General features: G+C 64.1%; 15 protein-coding genes. 5 read left to right on the top strand and 10 right to left on the bottom strand.

Annotation, left to right across the window (positions count from 1 at the left end):
- Window positions 1–40: 40 nt before the first annotated feature.
- Genes GNH96_RS08600 through GNH96_RS08610 form a run of 3 tightly spaced genes read right to left on the bottom strand, consistent with a single transcriptional unit; the run spans window position 41 to window position 4,571 of the window.
- Entirely contained in the window at window positions 41–358 is a 318-nt protein-coding gene (locus GNH96_RS08600) for a P-II family nitrogen regulator (protein WP_169603299.1), read from the bottom strand.
- Window positions 355–3,420 (bottom strand): efflux RND transporter permease subunit, encoded by a 3,066-nt coding sequence (locus GNH96_RS08605; protein WP_169603300.1) that lies wholly within the window; start codon window positions 3,418–3,420, stop codon window positions 355–357. Before GNH96_RS08605 ends, GNH96_RS08600 begins: the two co-directional genes overlap by 4 nt.
- Window positions 3,417–4,571, bottom strand: a complete 1,155-nt coding sequence (locus GNH96_RS08610; RefSeq protein WP_169603301.1) for an efflux RND transporter periplasmic adaptor subunit — start codon at window positions 4,569–4,571, stop codon at window positions 3,417–3,419. Before GNH96_RS08610 ends, GNH96_RS08605 begins: the two co-directional genes overlap by 4 nt.
- Before the next feature lie 351 nt (window positions 4,572–4,922).
- Here GNH96_RS08610 and GNH96_RS08615 point away from each other — a divergent pair, with 351 nt between their 5' ends.
- The 5 genes from GNH96_RS08615 (at window position 4,923) to pssA (ending at window position 12,440) form a co-directional block, all read left to right on the top strand.
- Complete coding sequence (locus GNH96_RS08615; RefSeq protein WP_169603302.1) at window positions 4,923–5,453, top strand: Hsp20/alpha crystallin family protein; 531 nt, start codon at window positions 4,923–4,925, stop codon at window positions 5,451–5,453.
- 205 nt (window positions 5,454–5,658) lie between these two features.
- Complete coding sequence (locus tag GNH96_RS08620) at window positions 5,659–6,324, top strand: DUF1614 domain-containing protein (protein WP_169603303.1); 666 nt, start codon at window positions 5,659–5,661, stop codon at window positions 6,322–6,324.
- Between the two features lie 17 nt (window positions 6,325–6,341).
- Window positions 6,342–8,798: a sensor domain-containing protein gene (locus tag GNH96_RS08625; RefSeq protein WP_228719771.1), complete on the top strand. Its 2,457-nt coding sequence runs from the start codon at window positions 6,342–6,344 to the stop codon at window positions 8,796–8,798.
- Window positions 8,799–8,826: 28 nt separating this feature from the next.
- Window positions 8,827–11,817, top strand: a complete 2,991-nt coding sequence (locus GNH96_RS08630) for a sensor domain-containing protein (RefSeq protein ID WP_228719772.1) — start codon at window positions 8,827–8,829, stop codon at window positions 11,815–11,817.
- Window positions 11,818–11,924: 107 nt separating this feature from the next.
- Window positions 11,925–12,440, top strand: a complete 516-nt coding sequence (gene pssA, locus GNH96_RS08635; protein ID WP_169603304.1) for a CDP-diacylglycerol--serine O-phosphatidyltransferase — start codon at window positions 11,925–11,927, stop codon at window positions 12,438–12,440.
- Here the strand turns inward: pssA and GNH96_RS08640 are convergent.
- The 7 genes from GNH96_RS08640 to GNH96_RS08670 are packed head-to-tail and all read right to left on the bottom strand — an operon-like array spanning window position 12,437 to window position 18,562.
- Window positions 12,437–12,757: a non-heme iron oxygenase ferredoxin subunit gene (locus GNH96_RS08640; protein ID WP_169603305.1), complete on the bottom strand. Its 321-nt coding sequence runs from the start codon at window positions 12,755–12,757 to the stop codon at window positions 12,437–12,439. The genes pssA and GNH96_RS08640 overlap by 4 nt on opposite strands.
- A 13-nt stretch (window positions 12,758–12,770) precedes the next feature.
- A complete protein-coding gene (gene sufU / locus GNH96_RS08645) occupies window positions 12,771–13,226 on the bottom strand; it encodes a Fe-S cluster assembly sulfur transfer protein SufU (protein WP_169603306.1) in 456 nt (151 codons plus the stop codon).
- Entirely contained in the window at window positions 13,226–14,470 is a 1,245-nt protein-coding gene (locus GNH96_RS08650; RefSeq protein WP_169603307.1) for a cysteine desulfurase, read from the bottom strand. The genes sufU and GNH96_RS08650 overlap by 1 nt, the downstream gene beginning before the upstream one ends.
- 14 nt (window positions 14,471–14,484) lie before the next feature.
- A complete protein-coding gene (sufD, locus tag GNH96_RS08655; RefSeq protein WP_169603308.1) occupies window positions 14,485–15,846 on the bottom strand; it encodes a Fe-S cluster assembly protein SufD in 1,362 nt (453 codons plus the stop codon).
- A 1-nt stretch (window position 15,847) separates the two neighbouring features.
- Window positions 15,848–16,603 (bottom strand): Fe-S cluster assembly ATPase SufC, encoded by a 756-nt coding sequence (gene sufC, locus GNH96_RS08660; protein WP_169604646.1) that lies wholly within the window; start codon window positions 16,601–16,603, stop codon window positions 15,848–15,850.
- A 38-nt stretch (window positions 16,604–16,641) separates the two neighbouring features.
- The gene (gene sufB / locus GNH96_RS08665; RefSeq protein WP_169603309.1) at window positions 16,642–18,087 is read right to left on the bottom strand and encodes a Fe-S cluster assembly protein SufB; all 1,446 of its coding nucleotides are present in this window, start codon (window positions 18,085–18,087) and stop codon (window positions 16,642–16,644) included.
- Between the two features lie 16 nt (window positions 18,088–18,103).
- Window positions 18,104–18,562 (bottom strand): SUF system Fe-S cluster assembly regulator, encoded by a 459-nt coding sequence (locus GNH96_RS08670; protein ID WP_169603310.1) that lies wholly within the window; start codon window positions 18,560–18,562, stop codon window positions 18,104–18,106.
- Between the last annotated feature and the right edge of the window lie 93 nt (window positions 18,563–18,655).

Consider the following 18,655-nt stretch of genomic DNA (forward strand, 5'->3'; position numbering starts at 1 on the left):
GGCTCCCTGTCGCCACCGCGCGAAGATTACCCCAGCCGGATCAGCTTTCCCACTGGCCGATGCTGATGCGGGCGCCTTTGCCGACGTCCAGCACGTAGACGGTGCCGGCGCCGGGCTGATGGGTGTTGGCGGTTTCCATGATGACGGCGGCGATGCGGTCGGCGAGGTCATCGGGCGCGAAGATTTCGATCCGCTTCTTCGCCATGAACGGGCTGAAGTCCTGGGCGGCGCTGGCCTTGCTGCGGCCGAAGCCTTCGCAGTCCGATACGCTCATTCCCGGAAATCCGGGGATGTCGAGCAAGGCCATGGTCAGTTTGGACAGCATGAACGGTTGGATATAGGCGCGTATCTCTTTCATGAGGCGGCTCCTCCGAAACGCCGATAGAGTACCGGGAGCAAAGTCAGGGTCAGCAGGGTGGCGCTGACGAGTCCGCCGATGATGACCACCGCGAACGGCCGCGCCGTTTCCGAGCCGACCGAGTGCGACAAGGCCGCCGGAAACAGGCCCAGCATCGCCATCATCGCGGTCATCACGACCGGCCGCAGGCGGCTCACCGAGCCGTCGATGATCGCATCCGTCATGTCGCGTCCTTCCATCCGCAACTGGTTGATCCGGGACAGCAGGATGACCCCGTTCTGCACCGCGATGCCGAACAGCGCGATGAAACCCACGGCGGCCGAGACGCTCAGGTGGATTCCGGTCGCCAGCAAGGCGCCGAGTCCGCCGATGAGCGAGAACGGCACGTTCATCACGATCAGCCCCGCATGGCGCATCGACTTGAACGTCCAGAATAGCAGAAGAAAGATCAGGAGCAGGCTGATGGGCACGATGACGTAAAGGCGCTTCATGGCCCGCTGCTGGTTCTCGAACTGGCCGCTCCACAGCAGCCGGTAGCCGGGCGGCAGGCGAACCTCGCGGGCGACGCGCTCCTGGGCTTCGGCCACGAAGCTGCCCTGGTCGCGGTCGATCAGGTTGCACTTGATGGCGATGCGCCGCCGGTTGTCCTCGCGGCTGATCCGGGAAGCCCCCTGGTCGACCTTGATGGCAGCCAGTTCGGCCAGCGGCACGCGGCTGCCCAGGGGCGTCGCGATGGTGAGATCGGCGATGGCGCCGACCGAGTCGCGTGCATCCTCCTTCATCCGGACCACGACGTCGAAGCGCCGTTCGCCTTCCAGAAAGCGGGTCGCGGTCCGGCCGCCGACGGCGATGCCGATGGTCTCCTCCACGTCGTCGACGCTGACGCCATAGCGGGCGATGGCGGCGCGGTCCACTTCGATCACGGCCTGGGCCAGGCCGGACTGCTGTTCGGCGGCGACATCGGTGGCGCCGCGGATCGAGCGCAGGATATGGGTGACCTGATCGGCCTTTTCCTGGAGGATCTTCAGGTCGTCGCCGAAAATCTTCACCGCGATCTCGCCCTTGACGCCGGAAATCGCTTCTTCCACGTTGTCCTGGATCACTTGCGAGAAATTGAACTGCAGGCCGGGGAAGATGTCGAGTCTCTGCTGCATGGCCTCCACCAGCTGGTCCTTGTCCGAAAAACGCCAAGTGTCCTTGTCATTCAGGTCGATGAGGATTTCGAGATTGTTGAAGCCCTTGGGATCGGTGCCGTCTTCCGGCCGTCCGAGCTGGGTCGTGATCGAGCGGGTTTCGGGAAATTCCTGCAGGCGTGTACGGATGTCGCGCTCCAGCTCCTTGCCCTTGGTCAGCGAAATCGGCGTCGGCAGGGTGATGGTGAGCCAGATGTTGCCTTCGTCAAGCTTGGGCATGAATTCCGTGCCGATGAAATGGACCGAGCCGCCGGCCAGCGCCAGCAGCAGGCCGCTGGCCGCGAACAGTCGGGCCGGCCGCCGCAGGATGCCGACCAAAAGCCGGCGGTAGCCGCGCTCCATGAAAGTCACCAGCGGATTGTGGGCTTCCGACAGGCGTGGCCCCAGCAGATAGGTCAGCAGTACCGGGATGAGGGTCAGGCTGACGACAAGGGAGCCGAGCAGGGCGAAGCTCAGCGTGTAGGCCATCGGCGAAAAAATCTTGGCTTCCACCCGCTGGAAGGTGAAGATCGGCAGGAAGGCGGTGATGATGATGGCTTTGGAAAACAGCACCGGCCGGCCCATTTCTATGCTGGTGTCGAGCAGGGTTCGCCGCATTTGCGGCAGGCTCGCCCCGCGGTCCAGGTCCAGCGAGATGCGGACGATGACCGCTTCCACCAGTACCACCGCCGTGTCGACGATGATGCCGAAATCGATCGCGCCCAGCGAAATCAGGTTGGCCGAGATGTGCATGGCGTCGATGAGGATGAATGCGAACAGCAGTGAGAGCGGAATGACCACGATGACCACCAGCGCGGCCGCCAGACGGCGCAGGAATACCACCAGGACGGCGAGGATCAGCAAGGCTCCTTCCAGCATGTTGTGCTCGACCGTGCGAATGGTGTGATGCACCAGCTCGGTCCGGTCGTAGAACGGCACGATCGTCACCCCGGCCGGTAAGCCATGCCGGTTCAGTGCGTCGATTTCGGCCTTGACACCGCTCAGTACATCGAGCGCGTCGCGGCCCTTGATAAGCAGCACCACGCCCTCCACCACGTCATCGAGCTGGTTGAAACCGACGATGCCGGTGCGGGGTTGCGGCCCGACGCTCACGGTGGCGACGTTCTGCACATGAATCGGCACGCCGGCGCGGGTGGCAATGACGATGGACTTGATTTCGTCCACCGATTTGAGCAGTCCGACGCCTCGGACGACCAGCGCTTCGTCCCCATGCTCGATGTAGCCGCCGCCGGTATTGCCGTTGTTGTTCGCCACCGCCTGATAGACGTCCTGGACCGCCAGCCGGTAGTCCTTCAGCCGGTTGGGATCGATCTGCACCTGGTATTGCTTGACGCCGCCGCCGAACGACACCACATCCGCCACGCCCTGCACGGTGCGCAGACGCCGCTCGATCACCCAGTCCTGCAACGCGCGCTGCTCGATGAGGGACAGGTGGGGCGCTTCGATGCGGTAGCGGTAGATTTCGCCGATTCCCGTACTGAGCGGCCCCAGGTTGGCGCTGGCCGAGGCCGGCAGGCCGACCGCGCGCAGCCGCTCCAGTACCTGCTGCCGGGAAAAATAATCTTCGGCGTCGTCGTCGAAAGTCAGGGTCACGACGGACAGGCCGAAGATGGAGACGGAGCGCAGATTGATGAGATGGGGCAGGCCATTCATTTCGCGCTCGATCGGCAGAGTGACCAGTTTCTCGACCTCTTCCGGCGCCTGGCCGGGAAACTGGGTGACGACCTGCACGAACACGTTCTGCACGTCGGGAAAGGCCTGCACCGGCAGCTTTTCGAAGGAGAGAATGCCGCCTGCCGCCAGCAGCGCCGCCAGGCCGAGGATGAGCAGGCGTTGCTGCAGGCTGAATGCGATGATGCCACGAATCATGGCTGTTTCTTTTCGGCGTCCGGCGCCGTGTCGAGTTCCGAGCGCAGCAACAGGGCCCCATCGGTCACGATCCGCTCGCCGGGCTGCACGCCCTCGAGCAATACCGCCTCTTTCTTCAGCCGCAATCCCACCCGGACCTCGCGTTTCTGGTAGCGTCCTTCACCGAGGGCGACGAATAGCCAGTCCGATTCGCCCTCGGTGAACAGGGCTGTCAAGGGGACGACGATCGCCTTGTCGTCGGGCGGGCTCTCCACCTCCACCGAGGCATACATCGATGGAAGAAGCTTGCCGTCCGGGTTGGGCAACAGGCAGCGCACCTTCACCGTCCGCGTCGTCTCGTCCACGACCTTGCCGATGTAGTCGATCCGGGCGGGGAACCACTCGTCCGGATAGGCCGGCACGGTGAGCTTGACGTCCTGGCCGGGATGGATCACGGCCAGATCCTTCTCGAAGACATCCAGCAGGACCCAGAGCCGGCTCAGATCGGACACCACGAACAGCGGCGTGGTCAGGTCCGGACGGACTTCCATGCCGGGATTGACGTTGCGCTCGGTGACGATGCCGGCGATCGGTGCCTTCAGTGTGAAATGGTTGTCGGGGCGTTTTTCATGCACGCCGAGATTCGCCAGCCGCAGGCGGCTGCGTTCGGCCTCGCTGCGCGCCCGCTCCAGCGCGTCCTCGGCCTGGTGGAATTCCTTGTGCGGGGCGATGCCGTGTTCGTACAGGTTTTTCAGCCGCTCGAAATCGTATTCCGCCAGTTTCAGGTCGGCGGTGGCCTTGGCGTATTCCGCCTGGGCCTGCCCGAGCTCGGGGCTATCCAGTTCCAGCAGGGGAGTGCCCACGCCGACGGCGGCGCCGAGCTGCGCGGGTATCGCGATGATGCGTCCGGCGATGGGCGATGAAACGCGCACGGTACGGGTCTCGTCGTAGGTGATTTTGCCCGTAATGGGTTCCAACAGGGGGCGCTGTTCGGGTATGGCTTCCGCCTCCCGAATCGAGTGGATCTTGGGGGAATTGGCCGGAAGCTGGAGGATGTCTTGTGGATTCGGCGAAAGCTCGGCCTGGTCATTGTCATCCGTTCCGTGACAGGCTACGAGCACGAGCGCCAGCGTGCACGGGCGGAACCATTGCCACATGCGATGGAATTTCATGGTGTCGGACTCCCGGAGGTTGGCCATAGAGGCGCGGGTCTGTGCGAGAGGCGGCGCCCGCAGTTCGGGCACCGCCAGATTCCGACCGCTGGCCGGCCAGAGATCAGAGCAATATTCGCACCCACGGAACGGTTATCTGCGATGCGATGGAAATTCGGGATTTTAGCTTCAGTCATGGGAAAATCATCCGGTCATGCCGTTCAGAGACGGGGGTAAAGCCCCGGCCGCGGGGGTCCTTTTGGACCGATACCGCTATACTTACCGGCGTCGGGCCATTCGACGACAGGGTTCGAAATCCGGGCGAAACGTCCGGGTTCAATCTCGCTGACTTGAGTGATAGGAGAGCATGTCATGTCCAAGAAAGAAGAGTGTGAAAAAGAATCGACGGGCAAGGAACTGAAGGCGCCGGAGCCGGTGGCCACAAGAGCCTACCCGAGCCCCTGGGAAGAGATGGAGCGCTGGATGGAACAGATCGTACCGGCGGGATGGCTGGAACACGATCCCTGGGCGATGATGCGGCGGCCCTGGCCTTCGTTGTTCCGGACCGGTTTGACCAGTGTTCGCGTACCGAAAGTCGACGTGATCGACCGCGCGGACGAGGTCGTCGTCAAGGCGGAATTGCCCGGTGTCACCAAGGACAATCTGGAGGTCTCTCTCAGTGAAGACATGTTCACGCTGCGGGCTTCCTCGCAGGCCGAAACCAAGGATGAGAAGGGCCAGTACTTTTACCGCGAGATGAGCCGCGGCGAATTCAGCCGGAGCCTGCGCCTCCCTTGTGCCGTGGACGCGGACAAGGCCAAGGCTTCCTTCAAGGATGGAATACTGGAGGTGGTGATTCCCAAGGCGGCGAGCAGCAAGCGCAAGAGCGTCAAGATCGACTGATCGCGGGCAGCGAGGCCGGCCCGGAGAATCCTTAATCTTCGGCCGGCCCGGCCTTTTGTCGAACCGCAAGGCCGGGGTGTCCCGGCTCCGGTAACGAAAAAACCGCCTGCGCCATGATCGTTTCCCTCGGCCAGTGCTTATCCTGCAGGTTAAGGACGAGAACGGTGTTCGCTATGCGACTTTCACGATAAGGCTAGGTCATCCCATGCGCGGTCCCTTCTCCCCCCTGTATTTTCTGTTTTTTGCCGGCTTGCTGCTGTGGATCATCGTCAGCATCAATTTCCAGATCATCGCGCTGACTTTCGAAAAGCTCGGCCTCGATCCCTCGTCCGCCCTCAGCCTGGTCCTGACGTCCCTGCTGGGCAGCGCCATCAACCTGCCGGTGGCCACCATCAAGGCGGACACGCCGCCGGTCGTTCCGCCACAGCCGTTCCGCGGGCTGCTGCGCTTGCCGGACATTCCGTTCAACGGGCGGACGAAAATCGTGGTCAACGTGGGTGGCGGACTGGTCCCGGTGGCTTTTTCGTTTTACCTGCTCGCCAATAACGGTATCCCGCTGCCGCCATTGGGACTGGCGACGGCCATCGTCGCGGCAGTGGCGTACGGCTTCAGCCGGCCCATTCCCGGTTTCGGCATCGGCATGCCCATCCTGATCGCTCCGTTGGCGGCGGCGCTGGTTGCCCTGGTGCTGGGAGGAGAACACCGGGCGCCGGTCGCCTACATCGCCGGAACGATCGGCGTGCTGATCGGGGCCGATCTGCTGCGCATTCCCGATATCCGCCGCCTGGGCACGCCGATCGCTTCCATCGGCGGGGCGGGAACCTTCGATGGCATCTTCATGACCGGCCTGGTCGCGGTCCTTCTGACCTGAAGGGAGGGCAAGGGGACATGGCGACGATCGACGGGCTGGGCGGGGACTTGGATGATCAAAGTTCCGGCCTGTCCCGTTTTGCGGAAAGCGCGCCGGGCGGCATGTACATCCTGGAGCAGCCTCCCGATGGCCGCCTCGTGATCGTATATGCCAGCCCCGGCATGGCGGACATTCTCGGACTCGAGCTTGCCCGCATGCTGGACGATATCGGCTGCCTCCAGGCGCTGATCAGGCCGGAGGATCTCGCGCTCGTCATACGCCAACAGGCGGCCTCCAGGCGCCATCTGACCCCGTTCAGGACGGAATTCCGGATCGTCCATCCAGCCAAGGGGCTGCGCTGGCTGGAGGCATGCGCCACCCCCGAACGTGTAGCCGGCGGCGCGACCCGGTGGCACGGTTTCCTCATGGACGTCACCGAGCGCAAACGGGCCGAAACCCGCGCCAGGCTGATGGACGAGGCGCTCGATCACGCCTCCGAACGGGTCTCGATCTGCGATGCCGAGGGGCGGTTCGTGTATGCGAACAAGGCCTGCCGAAAGGCCTTGGGCTATGGCAGGGAGGAGTTTCTGAACCTGTCGGTCGCCGATGTCGTGGCTGATCTGGCACCGCAGTCCTGGCCCGGCCATTTCCGCGAAATCCGCGAGAAAGTCTCGCTGCAATGGGAAACGGTCCAGCGCGCCAAGGACGGACGGCGGGTTCCGGTCGCGGTCGACGCGCACTACCTCGAGCACGAAGGCCGCGGCTACATGCTGGCGTTGGTTCGCGACACCGGCATCCTCAGGCGGACGGAGGCGGCGTTGCTCCGGCGCGAACGTGAATTCCGCTCGCTCGCCGAAAACTCGCCCGACAGCATCATGCGTTATGACCGGGATTGCCGCGTCGTCTATCTCAATCCCAGCCTGGAGAACACCTTGCTCTTCTCCGCCGGCGAGATGTTCGGCAAGACCCCCACCGAGCTTCATCCCGGCGACGAACGTTTCGCGGCCTACGAGGGCAAGCTCCGAGCGGTCATGGCCACGGGCAAGGCGGATGAAATCGAATTGCTGCTGCGGGGGACACACAAGGGTCCCCGGCTGCTGCACATCCGCCTGGTGGCCGAGCACGACCCGGACGGCCAATGCATCGGCGTGCTGGCGGTCGGCCGCGACATCACGGAGGTCGACGAATACCGCCGGCGCATCCAGCGCCTGGCGTTCTTCGACCCCCTCACCGACCTGCCCAACCGGGCGCTGCTCAACGACCGGCTTCGCCAGTGTCTCGCCGACGCCGCCACGCGGGGCAGCCAGTTCGGCCTGATGCTGCTGGACCTGGACCGCTTCAAGGAGGTGAACGACACCCTTGGGCACGGGGCCGGCGACAGGCTGCTGTGCGAGGCCGCCCGGCGCCTGAATGCCTGCGTCCGCGGCTACGATACCGTGGCGCGGCTGGGAGGGGACGAATTCTCCATCCTGTTGCCGGTGGTGCGCGATCAGGGCGATCTCCGGGCCATCGCCGGCAGGATTCTCGAGGCCTTCGGCGAAGCTTTCGCCATCGAAGGCAAGGAGACGTTCGTTTCGGTCAGCATCGGCATCGTCCTGCATGCGGAGGGCCACTGCGACGTCGACGAACTGTTCAAGCAGGCCGATCTTGCGATGTACCACGCCAAGAAGCAGGGCCGGAACAACTTCCAGTTCTACGCGGAGGAACTCGCCGTGCGGGTGTCGGACCGCATGGCCATGGAAGGCGCGTTGCGCAGGGCGCTCGGGAACGGCGAGCTGGAACTGTACTATCAGCCCCAGGTGGCCCTGCCGGCCGGGCGTATCGTCGGGGCGGAGGCCTTGCTGCGCTGGCGGCATCCCCAGCAGGGAATCGTGACACCCGACCGATTCATCCCCGTCGCCGAAGAAACGGGGTTCATCCGCGATCTCGGCCACTGGGTCCTGGCGACGGCCTGTCGCCGGGCCGTCCACTGGCACCGAACCATCGACTCGCCGTTCAAAGTCGCGGTGAATCTGTCGACCCGGCAATTTACCCGTAACGACTTGCCGGGCGAATTGCATCGTATCGTCCAGGACACCGGCTGCCGTCCGGAATGGCTGGAGCTCGAGATCACCGAAAGCCTGCTGCTCGGGAACGATACCGACGTCGGCGCCGCGCTGGAGGAGCTTCACGAGATGGGGTTCGCCATTTCCATCGACGATTTCGGCACCGGCTATTCGGCGCTGAGCTATCTCAACCGTTTTCCGCTGGACCAGATCAAGATCGACCGTTCTTTCATCCATGGATTTCCGGCGGACAAGGAAAAGGCCGAACTGGTCAAGGCCATCATCTCGATCGCGGGCGCCCTGCAACTGGAAGTGATCGCGGAAGGGGTGGAGACGCCCCGCCAGGCGGAATACCTCCATGCCCAGGGCTGCCGTCTGGCACAAGGGCATCTGTTCGGCAAGCCCGTGCCGCAGGATCGGTTCGAAGTCCTTCTGGCGGGCAGTGCCTGATCCTGCCGATGCCGGGGGCGTTTACACCATGAGCTTGGAAGGAGGCGAGTTGGAGCACAGGGAAAGCGCGGCATGGGAAAACGCCATGTTCCGGGCGATGATCGAATGCCTGCAGGATCAGGTGGTGACGGTGCACGACATCGGGGATTCCGCGCGCATCATCTACGCCAATGAAGCCGCCTGCCGCCATTTCGGCGTCGATCTCGAGACCTTGCTGACCTGGTGTCCGCTGGATTTCGATCCTACCCACGACGAGGAAAGCCTGCGCCTGAGCCTCGAGCAACACCGGCTGACGGGGGGAATGACGTTCGAGACGCTGCATAGGGTGGCAGGCGGCGAGGTGATTCCGGTCGAGGTGACGACCAACTTGTTCGAGCAGAATGGAAAACGCCTGGCGATGTGCATCAGCCGCGATCTGCGCCCCCGCCGCGAGGCCGAGGAGCGTATCAAGGAAATCGAGCGGCTGCGGGCGGAGCAGGCCGGCCTGCGGCGGTTGTCCCGGTTTGCCCAGTGCGCGCCGGGATTCATGTATACCGTGGAACAACGGGCCGACGGCAGCCTTGCCATGACCTACGCCAGTTCGGGCGTGGAGGACGTTCTCGGACTGAGTGTGGCGGCGGTGCTCGAAGATATCGGCCGCATCCATGCGCTGGTTGTTCCGGAAGACAGGGAGATGCTTCTGCAGCACGAGACGCCGTCCCGCGTCGAACTGTTGCCGTTTCAGTCCGAATACCGGATACAGCACCCGGCCAAGGGTGAGCGCTGGCTGGAAGCCCGTTCCCTGCCGGAACGGCAGGGAACGGGCGCCACGCTGTGGCACGGCTTTCTGGTCGATGTCACCGAGCGGAAGCGGATGGAAGAGACTTTGCGCTTCATCGCCCAGCGCAGTTGGGCTACCGAGGGCGAAGCGTTCTTTTCCGGCATGGCTCGCCACCTGGGCAAAACCCTCGGCGTCGATTACGTCATCATCGACAGGCTGACCAGGGAGTCCGAATTCGCCGAAACGGTTGCGCTGTATGCACGGGGCGAGGAGCTGCCCCATATCTGCTACCGGCTTACCGGCACCCCTTGCGAGAGCCTCATGGGCCGCAGTCTGTGCTGTTTCCCCCGGCAAGTCCGCAAGCTGTTTCCCGAGGACGCTATGCTCCGGGACATGGCCGTGGAAAGCTACGCTGGCGTGCCCTTGTGGGACTCGACGGGAACTGCGATCGGCTTGATCGCGGTGATGGACGGCAGGCCGATGGCTGAGACGGATTCCGTCACTGCCCTGTTGCAGCTCGTGGCTGCGCGGGTCGCGGCGGCCCTGGAGCGGGACCGCTCGGAGCGTCAGCTCAGGGCGAAGGAGCAGGAATTCCGTTCCCTGGTCGAGCATTCTCCGGACACCGTTGCCCGCTACGGCCGGGATTGCCGGCGCATTTACGCCAATCCCCGGCTCGTGGAGGAGGCGGGCGTGCCGTTGTCCGAACTGCTGGGAAGGACACCGGCCGAATTTCCCGGCGGCGAGAGCGCACGCGCCTACCAGGCGAAGATCCGGCAGGTTTTCGATACCGGCATGCCGGAGGAGTTCGAGCTGACCTGGACGACGGCCCAAGGGGGCGAGGTGGTCTCCCATATCCGGCTGACGCCGGAAGTCGGTTTTGAAGGCGAAGTGAGGCACGTCTTGGCGGTCGGACGGGACATCACGGAAATCGATGCCTATCGCCGGCGCATTCATCACATGGCCTTTTTCGATACCTTGACCGGATTGCCGAACCGGGAAATGCTCAACGAGAGAATACGGAAGGCGATGGAAAGTGGCGCTTCCGGAGCCGGCGAGCGGTTTGCCCTGATGATGCTGGATCTCGACCGCTTCAAGGAAATCAACGACACCCTGGGCCATGGGGTGGGCGATCTGCTGCTGGAAAAAGCCGCCCACCGCCTGCTGGGCGCCGTACGCGGCGAGGATATGGTTGCGCGGCTGGGCGGCGACGAGTTCGCGGTCCTGGTGCCGGAGCCGAATGACCGGGCGGAACTCGCCACGCTTGCCGCCAGGGTCCTCGGCGCTTTTGCCGAGCCATTTCTGATCGAGGGCCGGGAGCTTTTCGTTTCCGCCAGCTTGGGCATAGCGCTTTATCCCAAGGATTGCACTGGCATCGAGACCCTATTCCGTTTTGCCGACACGGCCATGTACCACGCCAAGCGGCGGGGCCGGAACAATTTCCAGTTCTATTCCGCCGACCTGACGGCACGCGCATCGGAACGCATGCGGATCGAATCCGCCCTGCGCCGGGCATTGCAACGGAACGAACTGGAACTGTATTTCCAGCCGCAGATCGACATGACCGACGGGGCCTTCGTCGGCGCCGAGGCCCTGTTGCGCTGGAAGAGGCTGGGTCAGGGGATCATGCTGCCCCACAAATTCATCCCGGTAGCCGAGGAAAGCGGCCTGATCGTCGGCATCGGCGAATGGGTCCTGGCCCAGGCCTGCGGGGCCGCCGTCGCCTGGAACCGCCACCGCGAGCAGCCGCTGCGCGTCGCCGTCAACCTTTCCACTCGCCAGTTCATCCTGAACGACCTGGCCGGTACCGTGCGGCGCATTCTGGATGAGACGGGCTGCCCGCCGCAATGGCTGGAACTCGAAATCACCGAAAGCTTGCTGCTGGAAGACAGCAAGGAAATCCGCGCGACACTCGAAACCTTCGACCGCATGGGGCTGTCGATCGCCATCGACGATTTCGGCACCGGCTATTCGGCCCTGAGCTACCTGCATCGCTTTCCGGTGAAAAGGATCAAGATCGATCGTTCCTTCGTCCGCGGTGTTCCGTCCGACCGCCGCAAATCCGAGGTGGTCAAGGCCATGATTTCGATCGCCCAGGCGATGAGCCTGGAAGTGCTGGCGGAAGGCGTGGAAACCCCCCTACAGGCGATCTATCTCCAGGCTCATGGCTGCCGGCTGGCCCAGGGCCACTTGTTCGGCATTCCCCTCCCGCGCTCCGGCTTCGAGGCCATGGCGGGAAACGACCGGGGCATCGTTTCCTGATCCGCGGGCGCCGCGGAACGGGCGACCGGCGGTCGTGACACCAGGCTGTCATCTTCCCGTGCTATTCAAGGAAGGATCACCATGTAAAGAGGGAAGGGAACGCCAAGATGAACATGCTGCGTCTGTTGTGCTGGGCCGATGCGCTGACCATCGCCAATCTGAGTTGCGGAATGTCGGCGATATTCGCGGCGATCCAGGGGCATCCGGAAATCGGCGCGGGGCTGATCGCGCTGGCGGTGGTGTGGGACTCGCTGGACGGCAAGGTGGCGGCCTGGACCCACCATACCGGCCGCGAGTTCGGCAAGCAGCTCGATTCGCTGGCTGACCTGGTCTCCTTCGGCGTATCGCCGGCCTGTTTGTTCTTCACCCTGAGCGCGCCGTCCTGGCTGGCCGTGCCGCCGCTGCTGTTCTTCGTCGCCTGCGGGATGCTCAGGCTGGCGCGCTACAACATCTCCACGGGCAAGGGTTTCGAGGGCGTGCCGATCACGGTCAATGGCGTGCTGTTTCCGTTGCTCTACCTGCTGTCCGTGCTTTTCCCTCCCAGCCTCAGCGCCTGGCCGGCCGTGTTTCTGGCCATGGGCTTGCTGATGGCCTCCAGCCTCAAAGTCAGCCGGCTGTTCTAGTCCCAGCGCGCGTCGCGCACCTGGATCATGCCCCCCTCCACCCGGACGGGGAAGCAGGTGAGGTCTTCGTAGGCCGGCGGCGCGAGGACCTTGCCGGTCTTGAGGCAGAAGCGGGCGCCATGGCGAGGGCAGGTGATCTCGCCGCCGTCCAGCCGCCCGCTGGCGATCTCGGCGCCATCATGGGTGCAGGCGTCCTCGATGGCGTAGAACTCGCCGCCCAGCTTGAATACGGCGACGGGGATGCCGTCGAGATCGGCAACGACATGCCCGCCTTCTGGAAAGCCGTCCGCCGGCGCTATGTCGATCCAGTCGTTCATCGGCAGCGAGTCCTCATTCCGTGGTGACGGTTGCTTGCTTGTTCTCGATCGCGGCTTCGAGCGAGTGCCAGGCCAGAGTGGCGCATTTGACCCGGGCGGGATAGGCGCGCACGCCGGCGAGCACGGCCAGCTTGCCCAGCTCTTCCAGGTTGAGGGTTTCGTCCTTGCCGGTGGCGATGCGGTGGAAGGTTTGGAACAGCGCGTGGGCTTGACTTTCGTGCATGCCCCGGACGATCTCGGTCATGAGCGAGGCCGACGCGGTGGAAATCGCGCAGCCCGAGCCCTGGAAGCTGACGTCCTGGATGATGCCGTCGCCATCGATCTTCACGTACAGGGTGATGCGGTCGCCGCACAGCGGGTTGAAGCCCTCGATGGTGCGGTTGGCGTCTTCCATGACCCGGAAGTTGCGCGGATTGCGGTTGTGGTCGAACACCACCTCCTGGTAGAGATCCCGAATCTGGTCCAGCATCAGCCGAACACCTCGATGACCTCGTGGATGCCTGCGATCAATGCGTCTACCTCTTCGAAAGTGTTGTAAAGCCCGAACGACGCCCGCGCCGTCGCGGGAACGCCGAAAAAGTCCATCACCGGCATGGCGCAGTGGTGCCCGGCGCGGATGGCGATGCCGAGGTGGTCGAGAATCGTGCCGATGTCGTGCGGATGGATGCGGTGCAAGGTGAACGACAGGATGGCGCCCTTGTCGGCGGCCTGGCCGACCAGCTCTAAGCCCGGGATTCGCAGCGCCTGTTCGGTGGCATAGGCCAGCAGCCGGTGTTCGTGCTCGGCGATGGTTTCGATGCCGATCCCATTCACATAGTCGATCGCGGCGCCCAGGGCGATGGCGTCGACGATGCTCGGCGTGCCGGCTTCAAACTTGTAGGGCAGGGTGTTGTATTCGGTCTTTTCGAAGGTCACCCGGCGGATCATGTCGCCGCCGCCCTGATAGGGCGGCATCTTGTCGAGCAGTTCCTCCTTGCCGTAGAGGATCCCGATGCCGGCGGGGCCATACAGCTTGTGGCCGGAAAAGGCGTAGAAATCGCAGTCCAGCGCCCGCACGTCCACCGCCATGTGCGGAATCGCCTGGGCGCCGTCGACCAGGACCGGCACGCCGTGGCGATGGGCCTGTTCGATCAGCTTTTCGACCGGATTGATCGTGCCCAGCGCGTTCGACATGTGCGCCACCGCCAGCAGCCGGGTGCGGTTCGACAGCAGGGCCTCGAACTGGTCCAGCACCAAGGCGCCGGTGCGGTCGATCGGGACGACCTTCAGCACCGCGCCGGTCTGTTGGCACAGCATCTGCCAGGGCACGATGTTGGAATGGTGCTCCATGGCCGTGATGAGTATCTCGTCCCCCGCCTTGAAGCGCGGCCGTCCGTAGGACTGGGCGACCAGGTTGATCGCCTCGGTGGTGCCGCGGGTGAAGATGATCTCGTGCGAGTGGCGGGCGTTGAGGTGGCGCTGCACCTTTTCGCGTGCCCCCTCGAACAGCTCCGTGGCGCGCTGGCTCAGCGTGTGCACGCCGCGGTGGACGTTGGCGTAGTCCTCCGTGTACACCTTGGCGATGCAGTCCAGCACTGCCTTGGGTTTCTGGGCGGTGGCGGCGTTGTCCAGGTAGACCAGCGGTTTGCCGTGAACCTGCTGTCCGAGAATCGGGAAGTCCTTCCTGATCCGGGCGGCGTCGAACATCGGGACGGCGGCGGGGGCGGTACTCATGGCGACTCCTTGGCTCACTTTGCGTTCGGGAAACGGGCCAGCAGCATGCCGCGCAGCAGCTCGTGGAACGGGTCGGGCCGTTCGACTCCCGCTTCGACTCCGCTCAGCGCAGGGCTCACGGCAATTCGTTCGACGATTTCCGCCGCGAAGGCAAAGGTCAGCATCTCGCGGGCCGTGGCTGCGTCGATGCCGCGCGATTCCAGGTAGAACACCGAATCCGGATCGAGCTGGCCGATCGTGACGCCGTGGCCGCATTTCACGTCGTCGGCATGGATCTCGAGCTGCGGTTTGGTGTCGATCTCGGCGTCATCGGACAGCAGCAGGTTGCGGTTGTTCATCTCCGCGTCGGTCTTCTGGGCATCGGGGTGCACCACGATCCGGCCTTGGAACACGCCGCGCGAGCGGTCCTTGAGGATGCCCCGATAGGTCACGCGGCTGCTGCCGTGCGGCTCGTCGTGGTCCACCCGGACGTGATTGTCGACGTGCTGGCGGTTTTCGCTCAGGAACAGTCCGTTCATTTCGGTCCGGGCGGCGCGGGCGAGGCGGGCGTGCACCTCGTTGCGGACCAGCAGTCCGCCCAGCGACAGCGAGTGATGGCCGAAGCGGCCGTCGCGGGCGAGGTGGGCGTAGCTGCCACCGAAGTGGTAGGCCCTGCCGCCGTCGAGCTGGAGCTTGTAATGGTTCAGGCCGCCGTTGTCCCCGATTTCGATCTGGTTGACCACGGCGCCCAGATAGCCGGTCGCCGCCGCGCCGACGTGGGTTTCGACGATGCGCGCCTCGGCATGCCTGCCGATCCGGATCAGGTTGCGCAGCGTGGCCCGGCCCTCGTCGCGGGTCGAGACGAAGAACAGCTGGATCGGCTTCTCCAGCATGACACCTTCGTCTACGCGCAGCACGGCGCCGTCGGTGAAGAAAGCGGTGTTGAAATCGAGGAAGCCGTGCCGGTCGGATTCGGTTTCCAGTTCGAGCCCGGCTTCCAGCCAGCCGGCATTCCCTTCGGCTTCGCTCAGGGCAAGCGTCTGGAGCAGCGAGGCCAGGTTTTCCAGCATCACGCCGGCAGGCAGGCCGTTCCGCTCGGACAGCTCGGGCGCGAACATGCCGTCGACGAACACCAGCGACCAGGCATCCGCGATCCGGCAGCCCTCGATCAGCGAGTTGGCGGTCGCGATGTCGGCGGGACCGGTCGCCGCGGTGAACAGCTTGCGCTCGATCGGCGCGACATGGGTGTAGCGCCATTCCTCGTCGCGCGGCGAGGGAAAGCCGGACGCTTCGAAGCGCGTCAGCGCCTGCCGGCGGAGCCGGCTCAGCCAGGCTGGTTCATGGGTGGCCGGTTCGCGGTACGAATCAACGTAAAGGCTGTGAGATAGCGCACTCATCTCAGCCTCCCGCGGCAGCCGCTTCGATCCAGCCGTAGCCCTTCTGTTCGAGTTCATGCGCCAGCCCCGCGTCTCCGGACCTGACGATGCGCCCGTGCGCCAGCACGTGGACATGGTCGGGTTTGACGTAATCCAGCAGGCGCTGGTAATGGGTGACCAGGATGAAGGCGCGGTCCGGCGAACGCAGTGAATTGACGCCGTTCGCCACCACCTTGAGGGCATCGATATCGAGGCCGGAGTCGGTCTCGTCGAGGATGCACAAAGTGGGTTCGAGGATCGCCATCTGCAGGATCTCGTTGCGCTTTTTCTCGCCGCCCGAGAAGCCTTCGTTGACGCCGCGGTACAGGAACTGCTCGTCCAGATCGACGATCTTGGTTTTTTCCTTGACCAGCTTCAGGAAGTCCAGCGCGTCGACCTCGTTCAGGCCGCGATGGCGCCGCATGGCGTTGTAGGCCGCCTTCAGCAGGTAGATGTTGCTGACCCCGGGAATCTCCACCGGGTACTGGAAGGCCAGGAACACGCCGTCTCGGGCGCGCTGTTCCGGCGGCAGCTCCAGCAGGTTCCGGCCGCGATAGGTCACCGTGCCTTCGGTCACTTCATAGCCGGAGCGTCCGGCCAGGACGTTGGACAAGGTACTCTTGCCCGAGCCGTTCGGGCCCATGATGGCGTGGACCTCGCCGGGTTTGATGGTGAGGTCGATGCCCTTGAGGATCGGCTTGTCATCGACACGGGCGTGGAGGTTTTCGATACGGAGCAGGGTGTTCATGTACGGGCTCATGGGGTTCTAAATCTAATTCAACCGACGCTGCCTTCCAGGCTGATGCCCAGCAGCGCCTGGGCTTCCACGGCGAATTCCATGGGCAGTTCCTTGAAGACCTGCTTGCAGAAGCCGTTCACGATCATGGAGACCGCATCCTCCGCCGACAGGCCACGCTGCATGCAGAAGAACAGCTGGTCTTCGCTGATCTTCGAGGTCGTCGCCTCGTGCTCGACCTGGGCGGAGGGCTGCTTCACCTCGATGTAGGGGAAGGTGTGCGCCCCGCAGCGGTCGCCGATCAAGAGCGAATCGCACTGGGTGTAGTTGCGGGCGTTCTCGGCGCTCTTGAGGACCTTCACCAGGCCACGGTAGCTGTTCTGGGCACGGCCGGCGGAAATGCCCTTGGAGATGATGGTGCTCTTGGTGTTCTTGCCGATGTGGATCATCTTGGTGCCGGTGTCGGCCTGCTGGCGGTGGTTGGTCACGGCCACCGAGTAGAACTCGCCGACCGAATCGTCGCCGCGCAGGATGCAGCTCGGATACTTCCAGGTGATGGCCGAGCCGGTTTCCACCTGGGTCCAGGAAATCTTCGAGCGCGCCCCCCGGCAGTCCCCGCGCTTGGTGACGAAGTTGTAGATGCCGCCGCGGCCTTCCTCGTCGCCCGGATACCAGTTCTGCACGGTCGAGTACTTGATCTGGGCGCCTTCCAGCGCGACGAGTTCGACCACCGCCGCGTGCAGCTGGTTCTCGTCGCGCATCGGTGCGGTGCAGCCTTCCAGGTAGCTGACGTAGCTGCCCTCGTCGGCGACGATCAGGGTGCGCTCGAACTGGCCGGTGTTGGCCGCATTGATGCGGAAATAGGTCGACAGCTCCATCGGGCAGCGCACGCCCTTGGGGATGTAGACGAAGGAGCCGTCCGAGAACACCGCGGAGTTGAGCGCCGCGAAGAAATTGTCTCCCGCCGGCACCACGCTGCCCAGGTATTGCCGAACCAGGTCGGGATGCTTCTCGATCGCCTCCGACATGGAGCAGAAGATCACGCCGGCCTCGGCCAGTTTGTCCTTGAAGGTGGTCGCCACCGACACGGAATCGAACACCGCGTCCACCGCGACGCCGGCCAGCTTTTCCTGCTCGTACAGCGGGATGCCCAGCTTGTTGTAGGTCTCCAGCAGCTTGGGGTCGACCTCGTCCAGGGATTTCGGGTGATCCATGGTTTTCGGCGCGGAGTAGTAGCTGATGGCCTGGTAGTCCACCGGCTCGTATTCGATGAAGGCCCAGCGCGGTTCCCGCATCGTCAGCCAGTGGCGGTAGGCGCTCAAGCGCCATTCCAGCATGAATTCCGGCTCGTTCTTCTTCCTGGAGATGGCGCGGATGACGTCTTCGTTCAGGCCGGGCGGAAGCGTGTCGGCTTCCAGTTCGGTGACGAAGCCGGGCTTGTAGTCTTGTTTGATCAGGCGGTCCAGGGTTTCTGCCGTGGCGGACATGGCGGTGCTCTGAGGTTTATCGGGTAGGGGGCTGCAGCCGGGTTAGCGAGACCGGAACTTCAGCGGGGACATGCGCCGGCCGGACCATGTCGGCCAGGCTGACCGACTCGAGCGCGGCCAGAATGGCGCGGTTGATCACATTCCAGTGGCCGCGGATCTCGCAGGAGGAGGACTGCTGGCAGAGGTCCTGCTCGATCCCGCATTCGGTGAGGGCGATCGGCCCCTCCAGGGCGCCGATGATGCGGGCGACGCTGGTGTGCTCGGGCTTCTGCGCCAGGGCGTAGCCGCCGCGGGCACCGCGGGTCGAAGTCACGATTCCGGCCCGGGCGAGCGCCTTGAGGATCTTGCTCGCGGTCGGCATGGCGATCGACGTGTGTTCCGCCAGTTCGGCCGCCGCATAGGTCTGTTCGTCCGAGCGGGCCATCTGGCCGAGGAGGATGATCGCGTAGTCGGTCAATTTGCTTATTCGCAGCATCGCGGTACCTGCTCAAATTCCGGACCATTTTAGTCCTGATTAATTTCCAAGTAAACAACTCGGGTAAGCCGGCACAACACCCTGAATCAGCGC

Source organism: Methylococcus geothermalis, assembly GCF_012769535.1.
GTDB lineage: Bacteria > Pseudomonadota > Gammaproteobacteria > Methylococcales > Methylococcaceae > Methylococcus > Methylococcus geothermalis.

Bases quoted from the DNA above. Each gene is read 5' to 3' on its own strand.
- sufB (WP_169603309.1), bottom strand. From the start codon at position 18,087: ATGTCCGCCACGGCAGAAACCCTGGACCGCCTGATCAAACAAGACTAC.
- GNH96_RS08610 (WP_169603301.1), bottom strand. From the start codon at position 4,571: ATGAAATTCCATCGCATGTGGCAATGGTTCCGCCCGTGCACGCTGGCG.
- GNH96_RS08600 (WP_169603299.1), bottom strand. From the start codon at position 358: ATGAAAGAGATACGCGCCTATATCCAACCGTTCATGCTGTCCAAACTG.
- GNH96_RS08670 (WP_169603310.1), bottom strand. From the start codon at position 18,562: ATGCTGCGAATAAGCAAATTGACCGACTACGCGATCATCCTCCTCGGC.
- GNH96_RS08615 (WP_169603302.1), top strand. From the start codon at position 4,923: ATGTCCAAGAAAGAAGAGTGTGAAAAAGAATCGACGGGCAAGGAACTG.
- pssA (WP_169603304.1), top strand. From the start codon at position 11,925: ATGAACATGCTGCGTCTGTTGTGCTGGGCCGATGCGCTGACCATCGCC.
- GNH96_RS08640 (WP_169603305.1), bottom strand. From the start codon at position 12,757: ATGAACGACTGGATCGACATAGCGCCGGCGGACGGCTTTCCAGAAGGC.
- GNH96_RS08650 (WP_169603307.1), bottom strand. From the start codon at position 14,470: ATGAGTACCGCCCCCGCCGCCGTCCCGATGTTCGACGCCGCCCGGATC.
- GNH96_RS08630 (WP_228719772.1), top strand. From the start codon at position 8,827: ATGAGCTTGGAAGGAGGCGAGTTGGAGCACAGGGAAAGCGCGGCATGG.
- GNH96_RS08625 (WP_228719771.1), top strand. From the start codon at position 6,342: ATGGCGACGATCGACGGGCTGGGCGGGGACTTGGATGATCAAAGTTCC.
- GNH96_RS08620 (WP_169603303.1), top strand. From the start codon at position 5,659: ATGCGCGGTCCCTTCTCCCCCCTGTATTTTCTGTTTTTTGCCGGCTTG.
- sufD (WP_169603308.1), bottom strand. From the start codon at position 15,846: ATGAGTGCGCTATCTCACAGCCTTTACGTTGATTCGTACCGCGAACCG.
- GNH96_RS08605 (WP_169603300.1), bottom strand. From the start codon at position 3,420: ATGATTCGTGGCATCATCGCATTCAGCCTGCAGCAACGCCTGCTCATC.
- sufU (WP_169603306.1), bottom strand. From the start codon at position 13,226: ATGCTGGACCAGATTCGGGATCTCTACCAGGAGGTGGTGTTCGACCAC.